This window comes from Streptomyces sp. NBC_00859 (genome assembly GCF_045161865.1).
Lineage (GTDB): Bacteria > Actinomycetota > Actinomycetes > Streptomycetales > Streptomycetaceae > Streptomyces.
In genome coordinates this window covers 726,193-741,505 of the sequence record NZ_CP108826.1, presented here as the reverse complement: position 1 = coordinate 741,505, position 15,313 = coordinate 726,193, and the positions used below count along the sequence as shown (strand labels likewise).

Here is a 15,313-nt window from a genome sequence, read left to right as displayed (position 1 = left end):
ACCATGCAGCCTCTGCCTGGCATCCGGATCCGGCGCCTGCGCCTTGCTGGCGTCAGCCGGAACTATGACGTCGATTTCACGCAGGACCAGCGGGTGCGGGGCCTGTCCGTGGTGGCCGGGGCATTCAGCTCGGGCAAGACTGCGGTGCTGGAGTTCATCGCCTACGGCCTTGGTGCCAAGCGCCATCCACGGCATCCTGAGGTACTGCGGAAGGTCCGTTCCTGCCTTCTGGAAGTCGAGCTGTCCGGCGACCCGCACGTCATCGAGCGGCCCGTGGGGGAGCCGTCGAAGGTTGCCTACGTACGCCGGGGGACACTGGATAGCCTGCCGCTCTCCAAGCCTGAGAGCAGGACCATCGAGCCGGCGGGAGCGCCCGAGAGCCTCTCCGCTCTGCTGCTGGGGCACTGCAAGCTCGAAGGCGTTCAGCTGCGGGAGGCCCCCTCTAGCCGTGAGTCCCGGACCGACCCTCTGAGCATCCGCGACCTCATGAACCTCGCGTTCCTGCCCAACGAGCGCATCGCCTCCAAGAACTTCCTGTTCGAGAACGAGTACATGAAGAAGCACAAGCTGAAGCAAGTGGTCGACGTCGTCTTCGGCGTTCACGACGACCGCGCCGTCGAGCTTGGGCAACGCATCAAGGAACTGGGCGCCCGACTCACCCAGGCACGCTCCGAACTTGCCGCAGCACGCGCGTTCGTCGACGAGCAGGACGTTCCCACGGTCGACACGCTGCTCGCTGAGCAATACGAAGGCGAGCTGCGTGAGCTGACCGAGCAGCTACGGGCCCTCGACGAGGCAGCGCAAGCTGGCACCACCTTCGCCGGACGTCTGCGCCGCGAGCACCAGCAAGCTGCCCAGCGCGCCCGGCGAGCCGCCAGCGTGGTACGTGACTGCGAGACGCAACTCACTCGCATGATGCCGTTGCGGGCGCAGTACGCGGACGACCTGGTCAAGCTCAATATGCTGGCCGAAGCGCAGCGCTTGTTCGACCCCCTCAGCGTCACTACCTGCCCGGTGTGCCTGAATCGGCTGCCCGCTCCCCCGTCGGTGGAGAACGGCTCGTGCAGTCTGTGCAGCCATGAGCTGCCCCACGGCGACGGACACCTGACGCTCGGCACCGCCACCGCCGAGCACTCGTCGGATGAAGGGCGGTTGAACGTCGCGGCGGAGGTCAGGGCCACCAAGGCCCGTTTGAAAGAGATCACTGCCTACGTTGAGGATCTGGACAGCTCGCTCGCCACGTTGAAGCTTCAGGCAGAAGACGCCGCCATCGATGAAGAACGTGCCGCGGCCGCGGTTGACGAAGCCACTTCGCCCACCGTCACCCCGTTCCTCGCCGCTCGCGACAACCTCCAGCGCCGGCGCGAGGAAGTCCTCCGTCATCTCCAGCACGCCGAGAACGCGACGAAGCTTCAGGCTGGCCTGGAGAAGCGCGCCGCGCTCGTGGAGCGACAGGAGGCACAGATCGAACGCCTGCGGGAGGAACGCGATCGGTTGGGAGATGCCGCACAGGACCGGGACCTGGTCGTCGGCCGGATCAGCGGCCGGTACAACGAACTCCTGCGGCAGTGGCGCTACCCGAAACTCAGCCAGCCGATGATCGACACGAACCTGGTTCCTCACGTACGCGGCGACTCATACCGCGAGGCATCATCCGGCGCCCGAACACTGCTGACCCTGGCCTGGCAGCTGGCCGTCTTCGAGGTGGCTGTTGAAACATCGGCCGCCCACCCCGGCTTCCTCATGATCGACAGCCCGCAGAAGAACCTGGGCCATGGCGCCACCCGGGACGCGGTAATCGCAGACGCGATCGCCATCGACGACTTCTACCGCCACCTGGCCAGCTGGCTGGCTGAACAGGGGGCTGGCGCCCAGGTGATCATCGTCGACAACAGTCCGCCCATGCTCGTGGAAGAGAACGTCGTGGTCCGGTACAGCCGCGACGAGGGCCGGCCCCCCTACGGGCTGATCGACGACGAGACCACTACAGACGAAGGCAGCCCCGAATAACCTTCATATCCGCCTAGGCCATTCACCCGCCCGCTCCTGCGACTGCCGGCGGCGTTGGCGATCAGTTGCCAGCGGGCTCATGGCGCGCCCGCGCGCCCTGCTGGTGTTGTGGTCATCGGCTGTAGACAGCCGGGTTCACCGGCGCTGACGGTTTGAAGCCAGGAGTTCAGGCTACTGAGCCCTTTCAGCTGCCACTGGACGATCCCAGGTTTGCTTTCGATAGACGGACGAGGGCGCGGTGGGCTTGGCTGCTGCCGAAGGGCTTTTTGATGTTCTGACTTGGCCGAATTCCGCCCCAATGTGGGGCGGGTGACGTATCTCCACGTCGCTGATCTGGCAAACATACAGGTCAGGGAGGGCTCGACTCTGCGGAGTCGGGCCCTTTGTTTTTCCCGTGCTGGGATGGTGCTGGGATAGCTGAACCCTCGCCACCTCTCATTCCCCCTGCTCATCCCTACCGTGCTGGGATCGTGCTGGGATGGGATGAGAGCGCCCGTGCTGGGTTTCGGACGGTGCAGTGACCAGTGCGAAGGGTGAGTAGGGAGAGGCTCCATCTGCACGGTTTCTTCACGGCTCCGTGGCCCCTGTCTGGAAACAAATCTGCACCCGCCCGACGTTGTCGATCTCGTAGCCGAGGAGGGGAAGGTGTCGGGCCTGAAGCTGTTCCACACGACGAATAGCGGCGTGACTGAGGTCACGCCGCGGCTTGCTGCTGTCGAGGCGGATGTGCAGGATCTCGTCGAGGCGCACATGGAGGCGATGTTGGGCGTCACGTTTCTCGCGAGCGAGTACGTGATCGACTGCGTCGACGGCGGGCGTATCGATTCCCTGGGGCTCGACGAGAACGGTGCGCCCGTGATCGTCGAGTTTACCGACCGCCGGTTGTGCTGTCCGTGATGTCTGTCTGGGCCTGTGACGTGGACGTCGTGGGCTCGTTTACCGACCGGGACCGGGACGTCTGTCATGTTCCGGAGTCGGTGCGGAGGACAAGTGGTACGGCGTGTCGTGGTCGGGGACTTGCGGGTCCAGGCGATCGAGCGGAAGGGCGGGTGGCGGTCGTGGACGATCGTCTGGCCCGAGGGCACGGTCTATGAGGAGGCGGATCGGTTCCTGCGTCGGCATGATGGCTCGGGCACACAGCGAACGTACGCGTACCTGCTGGTGGATCATTTGCGTTGGCTGGAGCGCGAGTGCCTGACCCTTGATGCGGTCCAACTGCGGGACCTGGAACGGTACATGGGCATGTTGGGCGCCGAGGTTCGCATGCCGCTGGGTGAGCCGTGGCGGGTGGGTAAGCGCCCCTACGGACGCGCCGCGCTATCGACCGCGGCGGCCTGCCTGAAGGGTTTCTACCTCCACCAGTCCGGCCTCGGTGTCAACGGTGAACTCGGCAAGAAGCTCGATCGGTCCCGGCTGCCGTCGCGGGTGGATCGTCGCCGTTCGTTCCTCGGGCACGTGAAGAACGCGCTGCCCACGAATCCGCTCGCGCCGAAGGGGCCGCACCGTCTGCATCCGAAGATGCTGCCGGGCGGGGCGAGAGAGAGGCTGCTGGAGACGGTGAACGCCGCCCGTGACCGGCTGGTCGTCGACTGGCTCGCTGACGGAGGCTTGAGGATCGGGGAACTCTGCGGGCTGCACCTGGTCGACCTGCACTTGCGCGAGAACGCGGCCTGCAACGAGTGCCGGGCCCCGCACCTCCACGTCTGCCACCGGCCCGGCAACCCGAACCGCGCTGAGGCCAAGACCAAGCTGCCGTGGCAGATCGAGCACGGCACTGTCACCGGCGGGCTGATCAAGCGGGTCAGCCCGGCGATGGTGCACTCCTACTTCGAGTACGTCACTACCGAGTACCCGCGCGGGGCCGGGCACGGCATGCTGCTGGTCCAGCTGCACGGCGCCGGTACCGGACAGCCGTGGGCGCCGGTCGGGGCCCGTCGAATGCTCGGCCGGGCCGGGAAACGCGCTGGTCTGGGGCTCGTGAAACCCCATGCCTTCCGGCACAGTTTCACCTCTGCGGTCCTTGAAGCCGCCGACGGCAACCTGCTGATTGCCCGGGACGCCGGTGGCTGGGCCTCGGCCGCCATGGTCGATGAGGTCTACGGCCACGTGGACATCCATGATCCCGACTTCGATACCGCCCTGCGCACGGTCTGGGGGCAGGACACGTGACGGCCCTGGCCCTGCTGCGGGAGGAAACCCGCACGCTGCGGGATCGGCTGGAGGTGCTCACGGCGCTGGTCGGCGGCCCGGAGTTCGACGCGGTGCTGCGCGGCTCGGTGTTGAAGATCCCGCCGAACCACCCGGTCTATCCGTGGAACTGCACGGTCCCCGACTGCGAGCGACCGCGCTGGCGGCGCTACGCGATGTGCTCGGCGCACGCCATCCAGCGGCAGGAGGCCGAGGGGCGCGGAGTGAGCCGGACTCAGTTCCTGCGTGAGGCAGAACCCTTGCCGCACACGGATGTGCCGGAGGAGATGATGTGCCGGATCTGCCCGCAGCGCCCGGCATTCAGCTTGGAGCTGGCGCTGTGCCTTCGCCACCGCAACCGGTGGCTGAGCCATCTCAAGCGCGACCCCTGCCCGGGTGAGGGGGAGTTCGAGCGGTGGCTGGCTGGCCAGCCACCTCTCGCGGGCTACGGGGAGTGCCGCACGGATGTGTGTGACGAGCTGGCCGCGTCGCCGCTGGGGTTGTGCGGCGCCCACGAGCGCGGCTACATCCGGGCCCGGCGCCCGGGCGGGGCCCGGCTACCGAAGAACTTCTTCGCCACCTACGAGCGGCACGCTCGCCCCGTCCCCGTGACCTGCGAGGACCAGGTCGCCTTCCGTGCCTGGTGCCGCGCGCAGCTGCCAGTGCACCGCACCGGGCAGGTCAACCTGCGCGGGCTGCGGCCCCTGCTGCGGGCCGAGTTCCAGTGGGGCATGCATGTCCACGGCCTGCAGCCCCTCACCGTGTGGAACCTGACGTGGGTGCAGACGCTCGCGGACGAGTGCCAGCGCCGCGACGTGGCATCCCTGGCCGGCCTGGAGACGTCCGTCGTCCGCCGTGACTACCACCAGCGCATGGTCCAGGAGATGCAACAAGCCCTGCGGAAGGTGTACTTCGTCCCCTCCGAAGCCCGCGACGCCGGCTACATCGAGACCGAACACTTCGGGGTGCGCTTCCCGCACCGCTCCAGTTACGTCGACTTGACCTGCGTCTCCCAGTGGTGGCTACGCGATCTCTTGTGGGACCACATCGCCGACGTGCTGCGTTCGCCCTCGTGCCCACGCAGCGCCCAGCCGGTGGATTTCCTGCGCCGCGCGGGCGCCGAGCTGTCCGCGTTCCTGGAGGCCGAGGCGCCGGAGGGCGGCCACGATCCCAAGGCACTGAGCGAAGAGCACGCTCACCGCTTCGTCGCGGACCTGCGCAACCGCGAACGCCTCGGCCTTGCTTTCCGGGGCCACGCCCGCCTGGACGGAAAGAAGTCGAAGGTCACGGAGAACTCGCGGCGGCTGGTGTTCAACTACGGCAGAGTCCTGCTGCGCGGGGCGCTGGACAACGGCAGCGCCGAGCAGATCGGCCTCGGCCGCGGCTTCATCACCGCCCTGCCGGTCGGCGGCCCCGGCACACCCCGCAGCCGCACCCCCTTCCCCGACGAGGTCGCCCGCGCCCTGGCAGACGAGGCCAACCTGCAGCAACTCGCCGACGACTACGACCCGCACGACCACGGCCTGCGGGACATGTGGGAAACCATCATCGCCACCGGCCGACGCGCCAACGAAGTCATCCAGCTCCGCCTGGACTGCACCGGCCGCTACGGCGGACTGCCGCTGCTCTGGCACGACCAGACCAAGGTCGGCAACCTGAACGCGGCCGTCCGCATCCCCGACCGACTCCTGGACCGACTCGAAGAACGCCGCCGAAAAACCCTGGCCCGGTTCACCGACCACCACGCCGGCCGCCCACCCGCCGCCGCCGAGCGCGCCCAACTCGCCCTATTCCCGACTCGCATCCTCAACCCCGACGGCCACCGCGCCCTGTCCTACACCTGGTTCCACACCGGCTTTCGCAGCTGGATCGCGGACCTCGACCTCGGCGGCCATTACGTCGCCCACCAAGCGAGGCACACGCTGGCCACCCGGCTGCTGCGGCACGGCGCGACATTGACCCACATCCGCCGTTACCTGGGCCAAGTCTCCGACCGCATGGCCGAGCACTACGTCCACCTCACTCAGTCTGATCTTGACGACGTCCTCCAGCACGTCTGGGTCGCCGGCCCCGGCACTGCCAGCCCTGGCGCACTCCTCACAGAGGCCACCACCCCGCTCACCCGTGAGCAGGCCCAGACCCTGGCCATCGATCTGTCCCGCCGCAGCACCCCCGCCGAGGGCGGCTTCTGCACCTTCCAGCCCGTCGTCAACGGCGGCGCCTGCCCCTGGAACATGGACTGCCACAACTGCGACAAGTTCGTACTCTCCGGCGCTGACCTCCTCTACTGGCGGCGCAAACGAGAACAGTGGCGGCTGCTGGCCGAGGGCGCCCCGGACGACGCGACCGCCGACTACCTCCACCAGCACTTCGAGCCCACCGCCCGCGCGATCGACGGCCTGGAAAAGGCACTGGCCGGCCTCGGCCTGCTCGAGGACGCCCTCGCCCTGGACCTGCGCAAACCCCAGGACTACTTCCACCGCATCTGGTCCACCGCCTTCCGTGCCACCGACCTCGCCGATGCGGGCAACGTCGACCAGAACGAGGGCGAGTACAGCGATACGTGCACAGCCGACGACGACTCCGATCAGGACATCGCATGAAGACCGCTGCTGTTCCAGAACCCCGCACGGCCGCGGCCCTGGCAGCCCGCCGCCGCAAAGCCGAGGCAGCACTCCAGCGGATCCACCAGGCCATTACCCGGCTCCGGCGCGAGAAGGCCCAGGTCAGCGTTGCCGCCGTCGCCCGCCGCGCAAATGTCTCCCGCACCTTCCTCTACGACAACCCCGAGGCCAGAGCGACGGTCGCCGCCGCCATGGCCGAAGCCGGCGAGCGCCGGTCCCAGATCATCGATCCAGGTAGCGCGCACGAGGCGCCCTGGCGGGAACGCGCGTTGAACGCCGAGGACGCGCTCAAGGCCGCCCACGCCGAGATCCTCGCCCAGCGAGTCCGCATCGGCGAACTCCTCGGCCAGATCCGCGACGTGCAGGACGAATGGACCGAGGAGACCCTCCATCGGATCACCACCGAGAACACCACCCTCAAACAGCGGGTCCGCCAACTCGCCACCGACAACCGCACCCTCGACGAGCGACTCAAGGGCGCCCGCTCGAACCTACGCTTCCAGGATCGCCGCGTTGCCGACCTCGAAGCGCAGATCGCCGGAACGGGTTCATGAGCCGGGAGCTGTACCGCTACCTGCGCTGGCGCAACGACAACACCCGCCACCCCGACATGCTGGCTGCCCAACGACGCGAACGCGCCCGCGTCCGCTCCGAGAAGGGCATCCGCTGGGGTGGAGGCTCCCTCAAGGCCGCGGCCTGACGCCGCACCCTCAGTTGAGGATCTCCGCAGCCTTGGTCATCGCCCCGCCTGCGTCACCGGTGTTGATCGTCCCCGCCGGTTCGAGCAACAGGATCGCGGTCTCCTCGTCGGTCACCGTGCAGTGTTCGACCCCGCGGGGAATTACGAATAGCTCGCCGGGTTCCAACACCACACTGCCATCCCTGAGCCGGATCGTGAGCCGTCCGCTGATGACCATGATCAGTTCATCGGTGTCCTCGTGGGCGTGCCAGACGAACTCCCCCTTCAGTTTGGCGAGCTTGACCTCGTAGTCGTTGAGCACTGCCACGTTCTTCTGCGACCACAGCTCGCTGAACTGCGCAAGCTTGTCGGCGAGGTTGACGGGAACGGTGGATCTGGACATACGGCATCCTCCCTCAGGGCCGGGAGCGATCAGGCCCTCCAGCCGGTATTGCGAGCCTGCCGCGCACCGGCTCCGCCGGTCTTGTACGTTCCTGACATGGCCTCTGACCGCCCACGCTCGTCGATCAATGCCTGGCGGCCACCGGTCCCTGGCATCGCCGAGGTCTTCCACGCGCACTTCACCGACCACGCGTATCCGGCCCATACACACGACACGTGGGACTTGATGATCCTCGACGAAGGCTCAGTGGACTTCGCGCTCGACCGTCGCCGTCATGGGGCGACCGGTAGCGACAGCGTCCTCCTGCTGCCTCCCGGGGTCCCGCATGACGGTCGGACCGTCACTGCGTCCGGGTTCCGCAAGCGCAACCTCTACCTCGACGACTCCGTGCTCCCGCAGCGTTTGGCGGACAGGGCAGTGGACACGCCGGTCCTCAGCGATGGGCTTTTACGCTGCCGGATCGAGCAGCTGCACGCAGCTCTCCTCCACATCGGAGACGGGTTCGAAGCTGAGTCACGCCTCTCGTTCATTCGGGAACGGCTCCACTTCCACCTCGCGGCGCTCCAGCCCCGCGTACCGGGGCGTGAGACTAATCGGCTCGCCGCTGAGCTGCGGGACCTACTGGACTCCCGGATCCACGCCGGCCTTTCTCTGCGCGAGGCTGCTACTGAACTTGAATAGGTGATGTCGGGGAGCGGTGAGCGTGGTGGTGCCCAGGGCGTCTCCGTGGGTGCCTGCTGCGTCAAGATGGGCGCATGACCGAGAGTGAAGCGGATCTGCTGGCTTTGCTGCGCAAGCTCGATGATCCGGAGTGGTTGGAGTGGCCGCAGCACTACGACCGTGGCGAGACCGCAGTCCACTTCGGTGCCCTGGTGGCTCGGCTCGAAGGCGACTTCGCAGCTCCCTGCACGGCCGAGCAGGACACCCAGGACTCCAGCGAGTACGGACGCGTCGTCGTGCCCAGGGACGCAACCGTCTGCGGAACCCGGATCGTCGTCTGCGTGAGCAAGTTCGGCTCACTGGCTCTGGTCTGCGCGGACAACCCGGGCGCCTTCCTCGGAACGGAGGAAGCCCAGGCCGAGGGCGAGCTGGACGGCGCGGATCTTGCCAAGGTCAACCGGGCGTTGGTCGAGGTCGGCTATGTCGTGGTGGCAGAGGAACTGCTGGAGAGCGACTACGACGGGCCGAGCCGACTGCCCTCGCACGTTCAGCGGCCCACCTGGTGGGCTCGCTTCTTCGGCTTCTTCTGACGGTCACGCTGGCAGGGTCAGGCCGGTGCCCCTCAGGCAGCCGTCGATGACCTCCGACCGGTACTGGAGCATCTTGAGCTTGCGCTTCACTGCGCGGGTGACCTGGCCGAGGTCGGCGGCGGCCAGGTTGCCGATGTCACGCTTGATCAGGGACCAGATGCCCTCCTGCGGGTTGAGTTCCGGTGTGTAGGTCGGCAGCTGGAACACGGTGAGCCAGTCGGTGTTGGCCTCGATGAACTCCCGCAGTGGCGCGACCAGGTGCGTGCGCAGGTTGTCCCATACGAGCACGATCGGGGCGTCGAGCTGGGTGTGGGCGCGGATGATCAGGTCGCGGTAGTCCTTCCAGCCGAAGCCCTTCGGTTCGTCCTTTCGGCCCCGGTACTCGCGGATCGCGTAGATCAGACGGGACCGCTCGCCGGGCTTGTAGCAGGTCATTCCCGCCATGGAGACACGGCCCGAGCCCCGTCCGCGCACGCGGACGACCGGGGTGCTGCCCTTGCGGCCCCAGGTCCTGGCGCGCGGCGGCGTCATTGACTGGCCGGCTTCGTCCTCGAAGACCACCCAGGCGTTGTTCACCGCCGCGGTGGTCTTACCCGCGGCCAGACCTCCCGTTTCCACAGCTCCACCGCTTCGTCGTCACGCTCGATCGCGCGTCGGGCGGGCTGCTGCCACGACCAGCCGTGCCGCCGCAGCAGCCGCCATGTGCCCTCGACGGTGTACGAGACGTGGAACAGCCGGCCGATCATCGTCTTCACCCGGGCCAACGTCCACCGCTGGTCGGCCCACCCGTGCGCCAGTGGGCCGCGATCCAACTCCCGTTCCAGCCTGGCCATTTGCGCGCCAGACAGTCGAGGTCGGCCGGGCGAGCCCTTCGACGCAACCCCAGCCTCGCCGTCCTCGCGCCACTGGCGCCGCCAGCGTTCCACCGACCGCTCTGAGACCCGCAACGCGGCGGCGATCTCCCGGTTCTTCCCCCCACTCTCTAAGCAAGCCACGGCCTGGAGCCGGACCCGTTCCCGCGCGACCCTCTCGGCGTCGCTCAAGCCGCCGCCTTGCGGATATCTCACCGCACCAGGACTACCGAAGCCACCCGCGCGCTGTCCGGCGAACAGCCCGACATCACCCGATCAAGTTCAGTACCACCCTGCACGCCCACCCCACCCACCTGATCCGCTGCTTCAAGCAGACATACGGCCTTCCGCCACACGCCTACCTCACTGGAAAGCGAGTCGAACACGCGCGTCGCCTTCTCCTCGACGGTCACCGGCCCGCCGAGGTCGCCACAACCGTTGGATTGCACGACCAAGCCCACCTGAACCGCCACTTCACACGCCACGTCGGCACCACGCCCGCGCGTTACCAGCGCACTCGCACTGGTTCGTACACAACTATCTCCTGAGCCCCACATCGGATGCTCACGTCCGAACGCTCCAGAGACCCTGCCTCCACCCGGCGAACCCATGCGGTCAGAGCACTAGCTGTACTGACCCGTGAGGTTGGGGACGCGGCTGGCGGGTGGTTGGCCCTTGAGCGCGGTGTGTCCGCGGTGGTGATTGTAGGTGTGGAGCCATCGCGGGTAGGCGTCGCGTCGTTCGGCTTCCGTGCGGTAGGGCTGTGCGTAGGCCCACTCGTCCAGCAGGGTGCGGTTGAACCGCTCCACTTTTCCGTTGGTCTGGGGCCGGTAGGGACGGGTGCGCGTGTGTGAAACTCCTTGATTAGTAAGGGAGTTGCGCCAGAGGTGGGACTTGTAGCAGGCGCCGTTGTCGGTGAGGACCCGCTTGACGGTGATCCCGGCGGCGGTGAAGTAGGCGTGGGCCCGTTGCCAGAATCCGACGGCGGTTTCCTTCTTCTCGTCGGTGAGGATCTCGCTGTAGGCGAGGCGGGAGTGGTCGTCGACGGCGTTGTGCAGGAAGCTCATGCCGGCGCCTGCCCGGTTCTTGCGGCCTGCTTGCCGGCCGAGGGCTTTGTGGCCGCCGCCGTCGGGGATGTTCCCGAGTTTCTTGATGTCGACGTGGACGAGGTCGCCGGGGGCTGCGTGTTCGTAGCGGCGGATCACCCGGCCGGTGGCCCGGTCCAGGTGGGCCAGATGGGCCAGCTTGTAGCGGGTCAGGACGCGGTGGACCGTGGCTGGGTTCAGCCCGAGCAGGTAGGCGATGCGGGCCGGTCCCCAGCGCCGCAGGACACGGACCTTGATGATCCGCCGCTCGGTGCGGGTCGGTGTCCGGCGGGGGCTGTGGTGAGGCCGGGAGGAGCGGTCGATCATCCCGGCCTCGCCCTGCTCGCGGTAGCGGCCCGCCCAGCGCTGAGCCGTGGTGGGCGAGACCTGGAAGCGCTCGGCGGCCCGGCGCAGTGGCCAGCCGTCCTCGACGACGCAGCGGGCCAGACGCAGACGCCCGGTCTCGGTCAGGGGTGCATTACGGTGGGGCATGAGGGCCTTCTGATCGTTCCGTGTAGATGTCGCAATCCACACCGAACCCGGAAGGCCCTCACTCGTTCAAGATCCTCAAGCCGTGGGATCCGTCACCAACCTCCGTGGACAGAACAACTAGCCACGAACGCCAAATCTTGGCCTCCGGGGCTCCAGCGCGAGACCACTCGGACGAGCTACGGCAACAGCCTCAACTCCCCGTCGCGGACATGTAGTCTATGAATCGTCGCAGTTCAGAGCCAGTATCCGAGCTCCTGCGGTCGGTAATGTGGAATACAAGCGCGGCACTGACGCAGGCGTGATCAACCAGGGCCTCTACTACATGGCCTGGCTGACGACCCACAAGGATGCTCTCCGGGGGCTGGTCCGCGACCGGCTCGGGACGGCGGCCGCTTCCCAGATCCTGTGGAGTGCACCTCGACTGATCTGTGTGGCCGGCGACTTCACCCGCTACGACGCGCATGCCGTACGGCAGCACCGGCGCAGCATCGATCTGGTCCGCTACCGGTACTACGGCGGCGACTACACCGTCCTGAGGGGTAACGCCCCCCCCGAGTCCGGCTCGCTTCCCCGCCCTCGCTGGCCTGGCTGCGATCGGAGCACCTGGCGCTCCCCGCCGCCGTAAGGCAGGCCGCCGCGGCGGGCCTGGATGAGTTGTGCTGGGAACTCGCCGCCCGCGCGCCCACCCTATGGGCCAGCGACCGGACCCCCGGCTGGGCGGCCGTCCTGGACACCGCGCTGGGAGCCCTGCGCTCAGCCGGCAACGTCCGCGGCACCGCAGCGATACTCGTCCTGCGGGGGGTGGTTTCGGGCGAACACGACCCGCGACTGGGGGAGGCGCAAATCCAGGAAGCTCTGCACTTGTTCGAGGACCTGGGAGATGGGCACGGCCAGGCGCTGGCCTGGAGCCGATTGGCCCGCACGCACCGGGTCGGATGCGACTACCGGGCGGCCCTGCGGGCCGCCGGCAAGGCGACGGCGCTGGCCCGGAGGGTCGGCGACAGGGGCGAGGAGTTGAACGCCCTGCAGTGCATCGGCAGACACACTTGAGCCTGGGCGATGCGCCCGCCGCCCGGGCCGCCCTGACCGAGGACCGGCGGCTCGCCGACACGCTGAACTTCCTCCCGATGCAGGCGATCACCGCCTACTGGCTCGGGGAGGCCCACCTCCAGGCGGGCGACATCGACTCCGCCGACCGAGCTTCGAAACCGACGTCGGTGAGCAGGGAAGTGCGAAGGTCAATGGACGTCGCGGGTCTCCCAGCCTGGGGGGAGTTTCGGGAGGCCAATGAGGGCGTCGATGCTCAGGTGTTCGAGGAGGGGGGCTTTGAGGCCGCGGCCGTCGATGAGTTCCATACGGCCGGTGCGTTGGGCGAAGTCGCGGCTGGCTTTCCCGAACCAGGCGGTGGTGATGAGGATGCCTTTCGCGGCGGCCTTGTCGTGCATCACCCCGGCCAGGGCGCGGACGGCTTCGGTAGGCACGGTGTTCTTGGTGCGCTTGGCCTGGATGAGGCGCAGCTGCATGTCCGGGCCTGGTGGTGAAGGCTTCCGTTCGGACTGCCGGACCCTGGCCGGGTCGCGTGTGGCCCGGGGCGCGCTCAACGAGCGTGTCAGCGCGGGCACGTCGGCGGTACGACCGGAATGATCGTCGATCAGCAGATGCGCATCGTCCGCATGCCAAGACGTACACCGCCGAGCACGGCGGGGCTGCGGGGGCGTGGCCTGATCCCGTACGGTGAACTGGTCTTTGGGTAAGGGGGGTTGCTGTGGACGCAGAGGGCCCGGGCGACTGCTGGGCGCTGTGTCACGGAGATCGACGAGCGGTCGGCTTTGCCGGCCTGTCCCTATCGGTGGATGAGCCCGCACACGAGCCGCGAAGAATTCTCGAACGCGTCAGGAATGAGTCAGGAGGGGCCCTGTGCCTGAGGTGAGTCTCGGAGTGGACTTCGGCAGCACTGCGTTGCGTGCTGCCTTCGCTCCGCCGAATGAGCAGGCCAGGGCCGTTGTGCTGCCGCGTGAGCTGTGGCCGTGGCCGGCCTGCGACATCCTGCGGGGAGGGGCGCCCCCGGTGCGATTCCCCAGTGTCAAGGATCTGTTGGGGGAGGCACGCGCCGAGGCGAAGCCGCTCGTTGTCAGGGCGCTGCGCGCACTGCGCGAGGGTGTCGAGAAGGAGTCGTCCTGCTCGGTCGGCCCCACTGCGATCGCTGTGCCCGCCCGGTACGGGTCGGCCGCCCGCACGGAGCTGCGCGACGCGGCAGGGGAGGCAGGGTTGACCCAGGTCAGACTGGTCAGCGACTCGGTCGCGGCGGTTATCGGGCATACGGCGGGTGCGGGCAGCGGCACCGTGCTGGTGCTCTCCCTGGGGTACGGCGGGTACGAGGCCGGCCTGGTCCGTGCCGTGCGCGGCCACTTCCGGGCGTTGGGCTACGAGGGGGCGGCCGCCCCCGGCGGCGCTTCCTTCGACACCTGGCTGTTGGACGGTGTACTGAAAGCCCTTCGGTATGCCGGCAGTTGGGGTCAGGGGGACTCCGACGGTCTGAGTGAGGAGGACTGGCTGCGGCTGCGCGAGGTGATGCAGCGTCTCAAGGAGGGCACCTCGGGGCGGGTCGGACTGCCTCCCGTTGGCGGCATGTCAGGACAGGTCGGCTTCGACCGGGCCAAGCTGGGCGAGCTGCTCCTGCGGCAGGCCCGCGGTGCAGTGGACCGTGCCGCCGCACTCGTCGGCCAGTCGGGGCTCTCCGCGTCGGACGTGGACACCGTCCTGTTGATCGGCCGCTCGACGGCGATCGGGGGGTTCGCGGAGGCGGCCGCCCGGCTTGGCGGCGAACTGGTCAGGGGTGCACCGGAGTTGCTGGCGCACGGTGCGCTGCGGTACGCGCAGAGGCCGGGCGGGGATCGGGACGACTCTGCGACCGTGGAGGCCTGCGGGGACTCCGGGGCTACCGCCGGCCTGGCCGAGCTCCCGCTGCCCGACGCCCAGGTGCTCGACGCGCCGGTGCGCGTCCCCGGCATCCGTCAGGCCCGCAGACTCCTTGACGACGGCAGGCCCATGGAGGCAAGCGCGTTGCTGCGGCGCATCATCGACGACGCGCAAGGCCTCCTCGCCAAGCTCCCCGGGCTCGACTCGCGACCGGTCCCGGGCCCGGACCTGGTCTCGCTCCCGGACCCGGCCCCGATGCAGGACTCGCGCCCGGTTCCGGTTTCGGTCCTGCAGCCGAGTACGGAGCCGGACCGTGCGCCCGCTCAGGCCCTGCAGAACACCGCAACGGCCGGTGACTGGCTGGGCCTTGCCCATGAACACCTCGACCAGCAACGCTTCGAGCAGGCAGTCCACGCCGCACACCGCGCCTGGCGGGCCCGGCCCGAGGACCCCGACGTCTTCGAGGCCATGACCAGGGTCCACTGCGACGCTGCCGCCGCTGCCGCGCCCGATCCCGCGCTGTTCGAGGATGCCCGGCGCTGGCTGGTCTGCGCCCACGCCCACGACCCCAGCAACGACGCCTTGCGCGGAATCCTTGTCCAGCACTCCTACGCCCACGCCGTCGAACTCGCCGCACAGGGAAGCGTGGCCGAGGCCGCCGACGTGCTGCGTCAGTGCCAGGAGTGGGAACCTGAACACCGGCAGGCCCAGGAACTGTTGAAGAAGCTGACCAGGCGTATGGGAAGCGTCCACGGGCACCGTCGCTGAGCTGGGCGGCCATGGAGGGGGCCGAGGTTCTGCCCGCGGTCCTCG

14 protein-coding genes and 3 pseudogenes are annotated in these 15,313 nt (G+C 68.3%); 12 read left to right on the top strand and 5 right to left on the bottom strand.

What is annotated here, in order from left to right; genetic code table 11:
* The first annotated feature begins 3 nt into the window (after nucleotides 1–3).
* The 6 genes and pseudogenes from OG584_RS03020 to OG584_RS02995 all read left to right on the top strand — a co-directional run.
* Complete coding sequence (locus OG584_RS03020) at nucleotides 4–2,010, top strand: DNA recombination protein RecN (RefSeq protein ID WP_405774685.1); 2,007 nt, start codon at nucleotides 4–6, stop codon at nucleotides 2,008–2,010.
* A gap of 645 nt (nucleotides 2,011–2,655) precedes the next feature.
* Nucleotides 2,656–2,880 (top strand): annotated as a pseudogene (locus tag OG584_RS03015) (transporter); the annotation flags it as partial.
* Nucleotides 2,881–3,000: 120 nt separating this feature from the next.
* Nucleotides 3,001–4,179 (top strand): tyrosine-type recombinase/integrase, encoded by a 1,179-nt coding sequence (locus OG584_RS03010; protein ID WP_405774683.1) that lies wholly within the window; start codon nucleotides 3,001–3,003, stop codon nucleotides 4,177–4,179.
* Nucleotides 4,176–6,800, top strand: coding sequence for a tyrosine-type recombinase/integrase (locus OG584_RS03005; protein ID WP_405774681.1), 2,625 nt, complete (start codon nucleotides 4,176–4,178; stop codon nucleotides 6,798–6,800). Before OG584_RS03010 ends, OG584_RS03005 begins: the two co-directional genes overlap by 4 nt.
* Nucleotides 6,797–7,375 carry a DUF6262 family protein gene (locus tag OG584_RS03000; protein ID WP_405774679.1) on the top strand — a complete coding sequence of 193 codons (579 nt, stop codon included), beginning with the start codon at nucleotides 6,797–6,799 and terminating at the stop codon, nucleotides 7,373–7,375. The genes OG584_RS03005 and OG584_RS03000 overlap by 4 nt, the downstream gene beginning before the upstream one ends.
* Nucleotides 7,375–7,521, top strand: a pseudogene (locus OG584_RS02995) (IS630 family transposase); the annotation flags it as partial. The gene OG584_RS03000 and the pseudogene OG584_RS02995, both read left to right, overlap by 1 nt.
* A gap of 10 nt (nucleotides 7,522–7,531) precedes the next feature.
* Here the strand turns inward: OG584_RS02995 and OG584_RS02990 are convergent.
* On the bottom strand, nucleotides 7,532–7,903 hold the full coding sequence (locus OG584_RS02990) for a cupin domain-containing protein (protein WP_405774677.1): 372 nt from the start codon (nucleotides 7,901–7,903) through the stop codon (nucleotides 7,532–7,534).
* A gap of 96 nt (nucleotides 7,904–7,999) precedes the next feature.
* Between OG584_RS02990 and OG584_RS02985 the strand changes: the two genes are divergently transcribed.
* The gene (locus OG584_RS02985) at nucleotides 8,000–8,584 is read left to right on the top strand and encodes an AraC family ligand binding domain-containing protein (protein ID WP_405774675.1); all 585 of its coding nucleotides are present in this window, start codon (nucleotides 8,000–8,002) and stop codon (nucleotides 8,582–8,584) included.
* 74 nt (nucleotides 8,585–8,658) lie between these two features.
* A complete protein-coding gene (locus OG584_RS02980) occupies nucleotides 8,659–9,153 on the top strand; it encodes a hypothetical protein (protein ID WP_405774674.1) in 495 nt (164 codons plus the stop codon).
* Nucleotides 9,154–9,156: 3 nt separating this feature from the next.
* On the opposite strand, the gene OG584_RS02975 is transcribed toward OG584_RS02980, so the two are convergent.
* Nucleotides 9,157–9,684 (bottom strand): transposase, encoded by a 528-nt coding sequence (locus OG584_RS02975; RefSeq protein ID WP_405783846.1) that lies wholly within the window; start codon nucleotides 9,682–9,684, stop codon nucleotides 9,157–9,159.
* Between the two features lie 41 nt (nucleotides 9,685–9,725).
* On the bottom strand, nucleotides 9,726–10,220 hold the full coding sequence (locus tag OG584_RS02970; RefSeq protein WP_405774672.1) for a winged helix-turn-helix domain-containing protein: 495 nt from the start codon (nucleotides 10,218–10,220) through the stop codon (nucleotides 9,726–9,728).
* Here OG584_RS02970 and OG584_RS02965 point away from each other — a divergent pair.
* Nucleotides 10,214–10,552, top strand: a complete 339-nt coding sequence (locus OG584_RS02965) for a helix-turn-helix domain-containing protein (protein WP_405783845.1) — start codon at nucleotides 10,214–10,216, stop codon at nucleotides 10,550–10,552. The two genes, OG584_RS02970 and OG584_RS02965, sit on opposite strands and share 7 nt — an antisense overlap.
* Nucleotides 10,553–10,627: 75 nt before the next feature.
* On the opposite strand, the gene OG584_RS02960 is transcribed toward OG584_RS02965, so the two are convergent.
* A complete protein-coding gene (locus OG584_RS02960) occupies nucleotides 10,628–11,581 on the bottom strand; it encodes an IS481 family transposase (protein WP_405774670.1) in 954 nt (317 codons plus the stop codon).
* Between the two features lie 250 nt (nucleotides 11,582–11,831).
* Here OG584_RS02960 and OG584_RS02955 point away from each other — a divergent pair.
* A pseudogene (locus OG584_RS02955) lies at nucleotides 11,832–12,107 on the top strand (transporter); the annotation flags it as partial.
* 128 nt (nucleotides 12,108–12,235) lie between these two features.
* Nucleotides 12,236–12,631 (top strand): hypothetical protein, encoded by a 396-nt coding sequence (locus OG584_RS02950; protein WP_405774668.1) that lies wholly within the window; start codon nucleotides 12,236–12,238, stop codon nucleotides 12,629–12,631.
* A gap of 188 nt (nucleotides 12,632–12,819) precedes the next feature.
* On the opposite strand, the gene OG584_RS02945 is transcribed toward OG584_RS02950, so the two are convergent.
* A complete protein-coding gene (locus OG584_RS02945; protein ID WP_405774666.1) occupies nucleotides 12,820–13,104 on the bottom strand; it encodes a restriction endonuclease in 285 nt (94 codons plus the stop codon).
* 394 nt (nucleotides 13,105–13,498) lie between these two features.
* On the opposite strand from OG584_RS02945, the gene OG584_RS02940 reads away from it, so the two are divergent.
* On the top strand, nucleotides 13,499–15,268 hold the full coding sequence (locus tag OG584_RS02940) for an Hsp70 family protein (RefSeq protein ID WP_405774664.1): 1,770 nt from the start codon (nucleotides 13,499–13,501) through the stop codon (nucleotides 15,266–15,268).
* Nucleotides 15,269–15,313 lie beyond the last annotated feature (45 nt).

Coding starts and splice junctions, on each gene's coding strand:
- OG584_RS03020 (WP_405774685.1), top strand. CDS start 4: ATGCAGCCTCTGCCTGGCATCCGGATCCGGCGCCTGCGCCTTGCTGGC.
- OG584_RS03000 (WP_405774679.1), top strand. CDS start 6,797: ATGAAGACCGCTGCTGTTCCAGAACCCCGCACGGCCGCGGCCCTGGCA.
- OG584_RS02990 (WP_405774677.1), bottom strand. CDS start 7,903: ATGTCCAGATCCACCGTTCCCGTCAACCTCGCCGACAAGCTTGCGCAG.
- OG584_RS02985 (WP_405774675.1), top strand. CDS start 8,000: ATGGCCTCTGACCGCCCACGCTCGTCGATCAATGCCTGGCGGCCACCG.
- OG584_RS02980 (WP_405774674.1), top strand. CDS start 8,659: ATGACCGAGAGTGAAGCGGATCTGCTGGCTTTGCTGCGCAAGCTCGAT.
- OG584_RS02975 (WP_405783846.1), bottom strand. CDS start 9,684: ATGACGCCGCCGCGCGCCAGGACCTGGGGCCGCAAGGGCAGCACCCCG.
- OG584_RS02960 (WP_405774670.1), bottom strand. CDS start 11,581: ATGCCCCACCGTAATGCACCCCTGACCGAGACCGGGCGTCTGCGTCTG.
- OG584_RS02945 (WP_405774666.1), bottom strand. CDS start 13,104: ATGCAGCTGCGCCTCATCCAGGCCAAGCGCACCAAGAACACCGTGCCT.